Here is an 11,490-nt window from a genome sequence, read left to right as displayed (position 1 = left end):
GGGGCGGCGCCGTCCGGCGTACTCGCGGGTACCGGCTCAGCCGAAGAGCGCGAGCTGCGGGTCGGGCCCCGGCTCGGGCCGCTGCACCGGTGTGCCGGCGGTGCTGTCGCGCGCCAGCCCGTGCCGCTCGCGCAGCGGGTCGACCCGCCCGCGCAGCCAGCTCGCGTACTCCGGCGAGACCGTGGCGCCGCGCCCGTACAGCTGCCGGTAGCGGCGCAGCAGCGCCGGGTGGTGCTCGGCCACCCACCCCAGGAACCAGCCCCTGGTGCTGCCGCGCAGGTGCATGGGGAAGGCGGTCGCCGACTCCGCCCCGGCCCGCGCCAGCGCGCCGAACAGCGCGTCCAGCTGCTCGCTGCCGTCGGTGAGGTACGGAATCACCGGCGCCACCATGACGTTCACCGCGAACCCGGCGTCGGCCAGCGCGGCGATCAGCTCGAGCCGCGCCTTCGGCGCCGGGGTGCCCGGCTCCAGGCCGCGGTGCAGCTCCGGGTCGAGCATCGAGAGCGAGACCGCGATCCGCACCGGCACCTCGCCCGCAGCCGAGGCGAGCAGCGGCAGGTCCCGGCGCAGCAGGGTGCCCTTGGTGAGCACCGAGAACGGCGTGCCGGAGGCGGCGAGCGCCCGGATGATGCCCGGCATCAGCCGGTACCGGCCCTCGGCGCGCTGATAGGGGTCGGTATTGGTGCCGAGCGCCACCGGCTCGCGGCGCCAGGACTTGCGGCGCAGCTCGCGCCGGAGCACCGCCGCCACGTTGGTCTTCACCACCAGCTGGGAATCGAAATCCGCGCCCGCGTCCAGCTCGAGGTACTCGTGCGTCGGGCGGGCGAAGCAGTAGCGGCAGGCGTGCGAGCAGCCCCGGATGGGGTTCACCGTCCAGCGGAACGGCAGCTTCGAGCTCTCCGGAACCTCGTTGAGCGCGCTCTTGCAGAGCACCTCGTGGAAGGTGATCCCCTCGAATTCCGGCGTGCGGACGGTGCGGACGAAGTCGGCCCGGCTCAGCCCGGGTAGCGCGCCGTCGTCCGCGTCGAGGGACTGCCCCTGCCACCGCACGCCATCAGTCGAACACCCGTTCTAGGCGGTGTCAAGCGTGTCCGCGGGGGCCTGACGAGGCGGGAGGGTGCCGTCGGCGAAGAAGCGCACCAGGTCGGAGACTGTTTCGGTCATCGGCCGCGGCTGATATCCGAGTTCCGTGCTTGCCCTGCTGTGATCGACCTCGGGGGCGGAGACCAGCGCGCCGAGCGCGGCCTTCGAGACGACGTCGGTCTTGAGCAGCTTGCCGAGCGGGGCCAGCAGCGGGATCGCCCGCTCGATCGGGCGGGCCGGGATGGTGAAGCGCGGCCCGCGGGTGCCGCCCGCGCGCGCGGCGGTCCGGCACAGCTCCGGCATCCGGACCATCTCGCCGCCGAGCAGGTAGTTCTCTCCGGTGCGGCCGCGCTCGCCCGCCAGGATCAGCCCGTGCGCGACATCGCGCACGTCGACCAGGTCGAAGGCGCCGTCGATCATGGCCGGGATCCGGCCGCGGGCGGCGTCGCGCAGCGTCCGGTTGATCCGGGAGAGCGGCGTGCCGTTGTCCGCGGGGCCGTAGACGCCGGTCGGGTTGCAGAGCACCGCGTCCAGCCCCCGCTCGATCACCGCGCGCAACTCCTGCTCGCCCGCCCACTTGGAGCGGTCGTAGACCGGCAGGCCCGGGTCGGTGGAGCGCCCCGAGCTCTCGTCGATCCGGCCGCCGCACCCGTACTGGTCGTAGGCGTGGATGGAGCTGGCATGCACCAGCCGCCGCGCGCCGGTCGCGAGCGCGGCCTCGGCGACCACCCGGACGCCCCTGGTGTTCACCCGCCAGGCCAGATCGTTCCGGTCGGCCAGGGTGATCACCGCGACCAGGTGGTAGACGACCTCGGCGCCGTCGATCGCGGCGCGCACGGCGTCCGGGTTCAGCACGTCGGCGCCCACCCAGGTGACGCCGTCGGCGGCGGGCTCGGCGGGAACGGCACGGTCGACGGCGATCACCTGGTGATCGCGGTCGGTGAGCAGGGGGAGGAGGTTGGAGCCGAGGTATCCCGCGGCGCCGGTCACTGCGACCTTCATGGCGACGACAATATAGAACTTGTTCTAAATTGCAACACGTTCTACTTTTTTCGGGCCTTCGGCAGGCTGAATCGGCGCAGGGCTCTGCGTTATATTGAGCCGACGAACGTGTACGACGATGTTGGGGGGCAACTCGGATGACCGATCTCTCGGTGGACACCGACGGGGTGCGGGATTTCGCCGCGACGAATGCCGGGGCGGCGGCACAGATCGCCGGGGCGGGGAATTTCGACGCGGTGGCCAATGTGTCTGCGCTGACACCGGTCTTCGGCCTGATCGGGGCCGACTACCTGGTCATGTTCGCGGCCGCGCAGGTGCTGCAGGCCCGCGATATCAACGACCTCTCGGGGAAGGTCGGCAAACTCTCGAACTCCGCGTTCAACGCGGCGGCCGCCTTCGACGGCCAGGAGATCGCCAGCGCGGCCGGGCTCGGCGCGATCGGGGGCGCGCAGTGAGGCCGCTGGACACCGGCGTGATCGGCCCGGCCGCGGAGCCGGAGCAGTACGCGCACGAGGCGCTCACCGCCACCATCGACCCGTCGCGCTACGCGATCCAGGACGTGGTGCTGCCGCAGCTGCCCGCCGACCTCGAGCCCGTCGAGGCGCCCGAATTCGTGCTCTCGCAGCGGATCTCGGACGAGCCGGGCGTCACCTCGGCGCTGCCTGGCGGGCTGTCCGGGCTCTCCGGGCAGGGCACCGGCGACGGCGCGCAGGACGTGCTCGCCGGGCTGCCGCCCGAGGTCGCGAGCGGGGCCGACGCCATGCTCGGCACCGCCGCTGGGGCGCTGGACGGCGCGAATCAGCTGGCGCAGCAGGCGAGTTCGGCGCTCGGCGCGGCGGTGGCGCCGGTCGCGAGCGGCGTGCAGCAGGCCGCGCGGGACAGCGGGCTGCTCGGCGGCGGCGACACCGGCGCCCCCGCCGCGGCGCTGCCCGCGCTGCCCGCCGACCCGGTCGGCGCGCTGCTCAACGGGCTCGCGCTGCCCGCGCTGCCCGGCGTCGACCTGCTCATGAAGCCGATCCTGGATCTGCTCGGCAGCTTCGGCACCGGCGTGCTCGGCGCGCTCGACCCGACCGCCATCCTCAGCGCCTCCTCCAAGGTCATCGACACCGCGATGCAGGTGGCCAAGGGCAGTCTCACGACCGTCGACCAGCTGTGGCAGGGCCAGGCCGCGCGCAACGCGCAGGTGGTGGGGCAGCAGGCGCAGAACCAGGGCACCGAGACCAGCCAGCGCGGGATCGACATCTCCGAGATCACCCAGCGCGCCGCGTCCGCCGTGCAGCAGGGCAACGCGCAGCTGCTCGGCATCGCCTCCTCGCTCGCCGGCCAGGCGGTCGCGCTCGCCCCGGTGATCGTGACCCCGCCCGCGCAGGCGACGCTGATGGCGACCGCCACCGAGCACCTGGGCCAGGCGGTGGCGGTGGCCAACGCCACCCGCGGCGACCTGGCGGGCAAGACGGCCGAGCTCACGGCCGCGGTCAACCAGCTGATCGCGCCCGGCGGCGGGCCCGCGCCGCAGGAGGTGGCGCAGGCGGTGATGCAGAACATCGCCGAGCCGATCATGTCGCAGGCCAAGGACGGGGTGGAGTCGGCGACCACCGCCGCCGGGCTGGACACCCCGACCCTGCCCGGTACGACGCCCGCCTCGACCACCCCGGCCTCGGTGACGCCGAGCGGCACCCCTGGCACCCCCGGCACGCCCGGCATCGTGCCCGGCTCGCCGACCCGCTCCGGCACCCCCGGATACAGCCCGGGGACGCCGAGCAGCACCGTGACGCCGAAGGCGGCGACCCCGATGCCGAACGCGGTCGTCTCGCCGATGCGCGGGGTGCCTGGCGTGTCCGGAACCCCGCTGGCCACGGGCGTGCCGAGCACGACGGCGACCTCCACTTCGGGCTCGTCCGGCTTCATGGGCGGTGCGGGCGGCGCGGCTGGCGCGGGGCAGCGCGGCGACGACGAGCACGGCCGGAACGTGCAGCCGTACCAGAGCCGGACCGGCAACGACGACCTCACCGGCCCGCTCGGGGAGTCGACGCCCGAGGTGATCGGGGCGACGCACACCGACGAGCTGTTCGGCACCGACTACGACCAGGACCAGTTCTGACCCGGCCCGGGACCGGTTCTGAGCCTCCGGGGCGGGCGGGCGCCCGCCCCGGATCAGCTCAGCGCTTCTCCTGGAAGGCGTCGAGCACCTTCCGGTAGAGCCGGTCGAAGCGGTCCCGCGCCTTCTTCTGGTCGTCGTTCAGCCCGTCGGTGAAGCCGGGGGCGTAGACGATGGCGTGCACCGCTTCGGCGTCTCGCTCCGGCATCACGTCGATGATGCGCGAGCCCTGGTCGGAGACGGACGGCAGCCCGAGGTCCAGCTCCGCCAGCTCCGCCGTCTCGCTCACCGCCGCCTTCAGGACGTCCGCCGGGACCGTTCCCTCGACCTCGTGCGGCGCGGCGTCCGGCCCGCGGTCCGTGGCGATGGCGTCCGGCACCCGCACCGCGCGGCCGTCGGCGTACACCTGCAGCTCGGGGCGCAGGTCCACCCTGGTCTGCCAGCCGTTCGGGATGGCGGTCAGGGTGAGCAGCGGGATGGTGGCGGAGGGTGGCGTTGCGCTCGGCGTCGCGGGCTCGGCGTGTGCCGTGCCCGCCCCGCCGAGCAGGGCGGAGATCAGCAGCACCGGCAGCAGCAGTGCTCGTCGCATCGTGTGTCCTTCTCTCGGAACGGCTTCGGGAGGGTTCCCGGCCGCAGACGATGGTCAGCGCAGGGCAGGGGGGTTGTCCAGGTTTCGCGCCGAATAGGTGTCGCACGCAGCCAACTGGCCGGTTCGGTACCCGGTGAGGAACCACTTCTGCCGCTGGTCCGAGGAGCCGTGCGTCCACGCCTCCGGATTCACCCGGCCCTGCGAGGCCCGCTGGATCCGGTCGTCGCCGACGGCCGCCGCCGCGGAGAGCGCGTCCTTGATATCGGTCTCGGTGAGCGGCTTCAGGAACGGGGTGTCGCTGCCCGGCGCCGGGGTCTTGTCGGCGTAGTGCGCCCAGAGCCCGGCGTAGCAGTCGGCCTGCAGCTCGGTGCGCACCGCGCCGGACTCGGCGCCCTGCGGGTCGTTCTGCGCCCTGGCGATATCGCCGAGCTGGGTCTGGATGTGGTGCCCGACCTCGTGCGCGACGACGTACTCCTGGGCCAGCGGGCCGCCGCTGGAGCCGAACCGGTCCACCAGCTCCTGGAAGAACGAGGTGTCGAAGTAGGCGTTGTTGTCGGCGGGGCAGTAGAACGGGCCGACCTCGCTGGTGGCGTTGCCGCAGCCGGTGCTCACCGCGCCGGTGAAGAGCGTCAGCTTGGGCTGCTCGTACTGCACCCTCGCCTGCGCGGGCAGCTGCTCGGTCCAGACCGCGTCCAGGCTCTGTGCGGTGAGCACCACCCGGCAGTCCACGTAGCGGTTCGCGTCCGCGCCGGTCTTGCAGTGCTCCGGGGTGCCCTCGGTGGCGCTCTGCCCCTCGGTGCCGCCCGCGCCGGTGAACTGGCCGAGGATCGAGCCGGGATCGCCGCCGAGCAGCAGCGCCAGCACCACCAGGATGATGCCGCCCGCGCCACCGCCGAGCGCGATCTTGCCGCCCCGCCCCGGCCCGCCGCTGGAGGCTCGATTCGGGTCGATCTGCAGGCCCTCGTTGAAGGTCATGTCGTCGCTTTCTGTTCGAACTGCCCGCGCGCCGGTACAGCTTGGCACGGCTATACCCGGTCGGGGTGGACGGATATCGGTTTCCCCTCGCTCGGCGGGTCTCACTACGATGGCTACCGCACTGGTCACGCCCTACCGGTGCCCGGACCCCGTCGAAAGGAACCCCGTGCTGCGCACCCACTTGGCCGGCTCGCTGCGAAGCGAGCACGCCGGCCAGACCGTCACCCTCACCGGATGGGTGGCCCGGCGGCGGGACCACGGCGGCGTGATCTTCATCGATCTGCGCGATGCCTCCGGGGTGGTGCAGGCGGTGTTCCGGCAGGGTGAGGCCGCCGGGCAGGCGCACCGGCTGCGCGCCGAGTACTGCGTGCGGATCACCGGCGCGGTGGCGCAGCGGCCGGACGGCAACGAGAACCCGGAGCTGCCGACCGGCGCGATCGAGATCGACGTCACCGAGCTGGAGGTGCTGAACGAGAGCGCCCCGCTGCCGTTCCAGCTGGACGAGCAGCCCGGCGAGGAAACCCGGCTCAGGTACCGCTACCTCGACCTGCGGCGGGACACTCCCGCGCACGCGATCCGGCTGCGCTCGAAGGCCAACGCCGCCGCCCGCTCGGTGCTGGCGGGGCACGAGTTCATCGAGGTCGAGACGCCGACGCTGACCCGCTCCACGCCCGAGGGCGCGCGCGACTTCCTGGTGCCCGCGCGGTTGCAGCCGGGCAGCTTCTACGCGCTGCCGCAGAGCCCGCAGCTCTTCAAGCAGCTGCTCATGGTCGGCGGGATCGAGCGCTACTACCAGATCGCGCGCTGCTACCGGGACGAGGATTTCCGCGCCGACCGGCAGCCCGAGTTCACCCAGCTCGACCTGGAGATGAGCTTCGTCCGGCAGGAGGACGTGATCCTGCTCGCCGAGGAGATCCTGGCCGCGCTGTGGAAGCTGATCGGCTACGAGATCCCGACCCCGATCCCGCACATGACCTATGCCGAGGCCATGCGGCGCTACGGCTCGGACAAGCCGGACCTGCGCTTCGGCGTCGAGATCACCGAGTGCGCCGAGTACTTCGCGAACACCCCGTTCCGGGTGTTCCAGGCGCCGTACGTCGGCGCGGTCGTCATGCCGGGCGGCGCGAGCCAGCCGCGGCGGCAGCTGGACGCCTGGCAGGAGTGGGCCAAGCAGCGCGGCGCCAAGGGGCTGGCCTACGTGCTGGTCGGCGCGGACGGCGAGCTGGGCGGGCCGGTGGCCAAGAACCTCAGCGCGGAGGAGCGGGCCGGGCTGGCCGCGCACGTCGGCGCGGCGCCCGGCGACTGCGTCTTCTTCGCGGCCGGGCCAGCCAAGGCGCAGCGCGCGCTGCTCGGCGCGGCGCGCGGCGAGATCGCGCGCAAGGTCGGGCTGATCGACGAGAACGCCTGGTCCTTCGTCTGGATCGTGGACGCCCCGCTCTTCGAGCCGGCCGCCGACGCCACCGCGGGCGGCGACGTCGCGCTCGGGCACTCGGCCTGGACCGCCGTGCACCACGCCTTCACCTCGCCGAAGCCGGAGTCGCTGGAGACCTTCGACACCGACCCGGGCGCGGCGCTCGCCTACGCCTACGACATCGTCTGCAACGGCAACGAGATCGGCGGCGGCAGCATCCGCATCCACCGCCGCGACGTGCAGGAGCGGGTCTTCGCGGTGATGGGCATCGAGCCGGAGGAGGCGCGGGAGAAGTTCGGCTTCCTGCTCGACGCCTTCGCCTTCGGCGCCCCGCCGCACGGTGGCATCGCCTTCGGCTGGGACCGGATCGTCGCGCTGCTGGCCGGGCTCGACTCGATCCGCGAGGTCATCGCCTTCCCGAAGACCGGCAACGGCGTCGACCCGCTCACCGACGCGCCCGCCCCGATCACCCCGCAGCAGCGCAGGGAGGCCGGGCTGGACGCCAAGCCGGAGAAGGACAAGGCGAAGGGCAACGGCGTCGCCGCTGCCGCGCAGCAGGGCTGAGTGAACCCGGGCGGCGGTCGCCGGACCGCCGCCCGGACGGGGCGGTCAGACCGGCGAGAGCGCGCCGCCGGTCAGGGTGCGGAACGCGTAGGTCACGGCGAGGGTGGCGATCGGGAACGCCAGCAGCAGCCCGAGCCCGCAGGCGAGCAGCCCGAGGACGGTGATCACCAGCACGGCCAGCGTCAGCAGCACGACCGGCCAGAGGTTGCCGACCACCAGCCCCGCGCTGGCCCGCAGCGCGGCGAACGGCCCGAGGTCCTGGTCGATCACGAAGTGCAGCGAGAACATGCACAGCACGCCGACCACGATCCCGGGCAGCAGGCAGAACGCCGAGGCCAGCAGGGTCAGGGTGAAGGCGAGCAGCGCGGTGAGCACCACGTTGCCGGTGTTCAGGTACTGGAAGAACGCCCCGAAAGTGGGCCGGTGCCCGTCGCATTCGTAGAGCGCGCCGCGGATCATGGCCGCCTGCAGCACCCAGACGCCGACGATCAGCACCAGGAACAGCAGCAGCACGGCGAAGAGCGAGGTCGGCTCGAAGACCCGGACCACGAGCACGAACACCAGGTAGAGCAGGACGCCGAGCGCCGAGATCGCGATCCAGGTCGGCATGTCGGCGCGGAACTTCTCCCAGCCGTAGCTGATCGCCCGGCCGACGTCGAGCGCCTCCGGCGCGCGGTTCTCGTAGCCGTACTGCGGCCGGTCGTCCGGGTAGGCGCTGGCGCCGGAGCCGCTGTACATCTGCTCGGTGGGGTCCGGCCCGGTGCCTTGCGGGCCGTATGCCGGACCCCCGTAACCCGGACCGTCCGGTCCGGGATCGTAACCGGGGGGCGCGGGTTGCGGCGCGGAGTGCTTCGGCCCGGTACCCTGAGGCTGCGAGCCGGGCTGGCCGTAACTGTCGGTCATCGTCCGGAGACCCTTTCGACACGGGGGCGGTGGCGGCGGAACGCCAAGCCTACGCGGAGATGGCGTGCCCACGCCGAAGGTCGGATCATGGTGTGCCACACCGCGGTCCAGATCGTGACAACCCGACTCGCGCGGGCGATGTCAAGCACGGCGGCGCGTGTCGCGCGGTCACCGCGCGGGACACGCCGGGCGACGCGGAAAGGTTGTCGAACCGCTCGCTGAAAGTGACCCGATGCGAGTACTTTGAGAGACGATGACCGCACTATTGGCCGAACGCGCCGCCGAAGTCGTGGCCGCAGCGCAACATTTGCTCACGAAGCGAATGGGTGCTCCGGTGAAGCTGAGTGACCCGACCGAACTCGGCGGGAGCGGCAGAACCACGGTTCTGCGGGTCCGCGTCGCGGAGAACGCGTTCTCGCTACCGCGCACGCTGATCGTCAAGCAGGTGAACGGCTCCGGTGCGCCCGGCGTGCCGGGCAGTGTGGTGCCCGGGGTCGCAGGCGGCGACTCCGCCTTCCTGCGCGAGGCCGTCTCCTACCAGTTCACCACCGCGCTCAGCCGGGAGCACCGCCCCGGCGCCTACCTGGTCGCCTACGACCTGCCCGCCCGGCTGCTGATCCTCAGCGACCTCGGCGAGAACGCCAAGATGACCCACGTGCTGCGCGCGGGCACCCAGACCGCCACGCACAACAGCCTGATGGCGTACGCGCAGGCGCTCGGCCGGATGCACGCCGCGACCGTCGGCCGGGAGGCCGATTTCGTCGCGCTGCTGCGCCGGGTCGACGTGGTGCACCGGATGGACGGCATCGCCCAGCAGGCGCAGGCCGCCGTCTCCGAGGTGCCCGGCATGCTAGAGCGCGAGCTCGGCGTCGACGTGCCCGGTGAGATCGCCGAGCGCATCGTGCGCGGCAATCGGCTCTTCAGCGCAGGCCGCTTCCGCGCCTTCAGCCCCTCGGACCTGTGCCCGGACAACGTCATCCTGAACGAGGAGGGCGCGCGGTTCCTCGACTACGAGTGGGGCGGCTTCCGGGACGCCTCGCTGGATGTCGCGTACGCGCTGGTCTCCTTCCCCGGCTGCCTCTGCGACATCGAGCTCTCCCGCAAGCGGGGGCAGCAGATGATCGAGGCCTGGCGCTCCGAGGTGGTCGGGGTCTGGCCCGCGCTCGCCGACGACGCGATGCTGGCCGAGCGGATCCTGGAGGCCAGGCTCATCTGGGTGTGGCTGAGCACCTACTGGTTCCTGCCCGTCGACCACCTGCGGATCGCCGCCGCCCGCCAGCACGGCCTCTCGGTGCCGCGCTCGGAGGCGCTGATCAACCGGTGGGCCGCGCTGGCCGAGGACGCCCGCTGCATCGGTGACGACCACGTCGGCGATTTCGCCGAGCGGGTCTCCGCGACGCTGGAGGAGCGCTGGTCGGTCTGACCGCTCGGCTCGCGGAGCCGCGTCAGACCCGGCCGGTACGGTCGAACCCATGAGCGAGGGGCTGTTCGACGTGCCCGGATCGGCGGCCGCCGAGCCGGAATTCGCCGCCGTCGAATTCCGCGGTGCGGGCAAGCTGGTTCCGCTCGCCGTCCGGATGCGTCCGGAGACGCTGGACGAGGTGGTCGGCCAGCAGCACCTGCTCGGCCCCGGCTCCCCGCTGCGCCGCCTGGTCGAGGGCTCCGGTGCGGCATCGGTGCTGCTCTACGGCCCGCCCGGGACCGGGAAGACCACGCTCGCCTCGCTGGTCTCCACCGCGACCGGCCGCCGCTTCGAGGCGCTCTCCGCGCTGTCGGCCGGGGTCAAGGAGGTGCGCGGCGTCATCGAGCTGGCCAGGCGCAGGCTCACCGCGGGCGAGCAGACCGTGCTCTTCATCGACGAGGTGCACCGCTTCTCCCGGCCCCAGCAGGACGCGCTGCTCGCCGCCGTGGAGAATCGGATCGTGCTGCTGGTCGGCGCCACCACCGAGAACCCCTCCTTCTCCGTCGTCTCGCCGCTGCTCTCCCGCTCGCTGGTGCTGCAGCTGCGCCCGCTCACCCCGGACGACATCCGCGCGGTGCTGCGGCGCGCGCTCGCCGACCCGCGCGGCCTCGACGGCGCCTACACCGTCACCAACGAGGCCATGGAGCACCTGGTGCGGATCGCGGCGGGCGATGCCAGGCGCGCGCTCACCGCGCTGGAGGCGGCGACCTCGTCGGCCACCGGGGGCACCGTCGACCTGGCGCTGGTCGAGGCCAGCGTGGACGAGGCCGCCGTGCGCTACGACCGCGCGGGCGACCAGCACTACGACGTGATCAGCGCGTTCATCAAGTCCATCCGCGGCTCCGACGTGGACGCCGCGCTGCACTACCTGGCCCGGATGATCAGCGCGGGCGAGGACCCGCGGTTCATCGCGCGCAGGCTCGTCGTGCACGCCAGCGAGGACGTCGGCATGGCCGACCCCACCGCGCTGCAGACCGCGATCGCCGCCGCGCAGGCCGTGCAGCTGATCGGCATGCCGGAGGCCAAGCTGGCGCTGGCCCAGGCCACCATCCACCTGGCGACCGCGCCGAAATCCGGGGCGGTGGTCGCGGCGATCGGCGCGGCGCTCGCCGACGTCGGGGCGGGCAAGGCCGGTTCGGTGCCGCCGCACCTGCGCGACGGGCACTACGCCGGCGCCGCCGGGCTCGGCAACGCGCAGGGGTACCGCTACCCGCACGACCACCCCGGCGGGGTGCTCGCGCAGCAGTACCCGCCGGACGAGCTGGTCGGCGTCGACTACTACGCGCCGACCGAGCACGGCGCCGAGCGCGAGGTCGCCGCCAGGGTCGGAAAACTGCGCCGGATCGTGCGCGGGCTGCGCACCGGGCCGGGCAGCGGAAAATCGGATGAACCGGGCCGGTAGG

At 72.9% G+C, this 11,490-nt stretch carries 10 protein-coding genes; 5 read left to right on the top strand and 5 right to left on the bottom strand.

Features of this window, described 5'->3' with window-relative positions; all coding sequences use genetic code 11:
- Window positions 1-36 precede the first annotated feature (36 nt).
- Together LTT61_RS08140 and LTT61_RS08135 are read right to left on the bottom strand one after the other, a co-directional pair.
- A complete protein-coding gene (locus LTT61_RS08140) occupies window positions 37-1,050 on the bottom strand; it encodes an Rv2578c family radical SAM protein (protein WP_233019315.1) in 1,014 nt (337 codons plus the stop codon).
- A 21-nt stretch (window positions 1,051-1,071) separates the two neighbouring features.
- A complete protein-coding gene (locus tag LTT61_RS08135) occupies window positions 1,072-2,085 on the bottom strand; it encodes an NAD-dependent epimerase/dehydratase family protein (protein ID WP_233019314.1) in 1,014 nt (337 codons plus the stop codon).
- Between the two features lie 137 nt (window positions 2,086-2,222).
- Here LTT61_RS08135 and LTT61_RS08130 point away from each other — a divergent pair, with 137 nt between their 5' ends.
- The gene (locus LTT61_RS08130) at window positions 2,223-2,540 is read left to right on the top strand and encodes a type VII secretion target (RefSeq protein WP_233019313.1); all 318 of its coding nucleotides are present in this window, start codon (window positions 2,223-2,225) and stop codon (window positions 2,538-2,540) included.
- Complete coding sequence (locus LTT61_RS08125) at window positions 2,537-4,186, top strand: hypothetical protein (RefSeq protein WP_233019312.1); 1,650 nt, start codon at window positions 2,537-2,539, stop codon at window positions 4,184-4,186. Before LTT61_RS08130 ends, LTT61_RS08125 begins: the two co-directional genes overlap by 4 nt.
- A 58-nt stretch (window positions 4,187-4,244) precedes the next feature.
- Here the strand turns inward: LTT61_RS08125 and LTT61_RS08120 are convergent, their stop codons facing one another.
- Together LTT61_RS08120 and LTT61_RS08115 are read right to left on the bottom strand one after the other, a co-directional pair.
- Complete coding sequence (locus LTT61_RS08120; RefSeq protein WP_233019311.1) at window positions 4,245-4,772, bottom strand: hypothetical protein; 528 nt, start codon at window positions 4,770-4,772, stop codon at window positions 4,245-4,247.
- A gap of 54 nt (window positions 4,773-4,826) precedes the next feature.
- Window positions 4,827-5,747, bottom strand: a complete 921-nt coding sequence (locus tag LTT61_RS08115; protein WP_233019310.1) for a neutral zinc metallopeptidase — start codon at window positions 5,745-5,747, stop codon at window positions 4,827-4,829.
- 166 nt (window positions 5,748-5,913) lie between these two features.
- Between LTT61_RS08115 and aspS the strand changes: the two genes are divergently transcribed.
- Window positions 5,914-7,722 carry an aspartate--tRNA ligase gene (aspS, locus tag LTT61_RS08110; RefSeq protein ID WP_233019309.1) on the top strand — a complete coding sequence of 603 codons (1,809 nt, stop codon included), beginning with the start codon at window positions 5,914-5,916 and terminating at the stop codon, window positions 7,720-7,722.
- A 45-nt stretch (window positions 7,723-7,767) separates the two neighbouring features.
- On the opposite strand, the gene LTT61_RS08105 is transcribed toward aspS, so the two are convergent.
- Window positions 7,768-8,625, bottom strand: coding sequence for a hypothetical protein (locus LTT61_RS08105; RefSeq protein WP_233019308.1), 858 nt, complete (start codon window positions 8,623-8,625; stop codon window positions 7,768-7,770).
- A gap of 253 nt (window positions 8,626-8,878) precedes the next feature.
- Between LTT61_RS08105 and LTT61_RS08100 the strand changes: the two genes are divergently transcribed.
- Both LTT61_RS08100 and LTT61_RS08095 read left to right on the top strand, forming a co-directional pair.
- Window positions 8,879-10,048, top strand: a complete 1,170-nt coding sequence (locus LTT61_RS08100) for a phosphotransferase family protein (RefSeq protein ID WP_233019307.1) — start codon at window positions 8,879-8,881, stop codon at window positions 10,046-10,048.
- 49 nt (window positions 10,049-10,097) lie between these two features.
- A complete protein-coding gene (locus tag LTT61_RS08095; RefSeq protein WP_233019306.1) occupies window positions 10,098-11,489 on the top strand; it encodes a replication-associated recombination protein A in 1,392 nt (463 codons plus the stop codon).
- The last annotated feature ends 1 nt before the right edge of the window (window position 11,490 follow it).

This window comes from Nocardia asteroides, assembly GCF_021183625.1.
GTDB lineage: Bacteria > Actinomycetota > Actinomycetes > Mycobacteriales > Mycobacteriaceae > Nocardia > Nocardia asteroides_A.
This window is presented reverse-complemented; position numbering and strand designations above follow the sequence as displayed.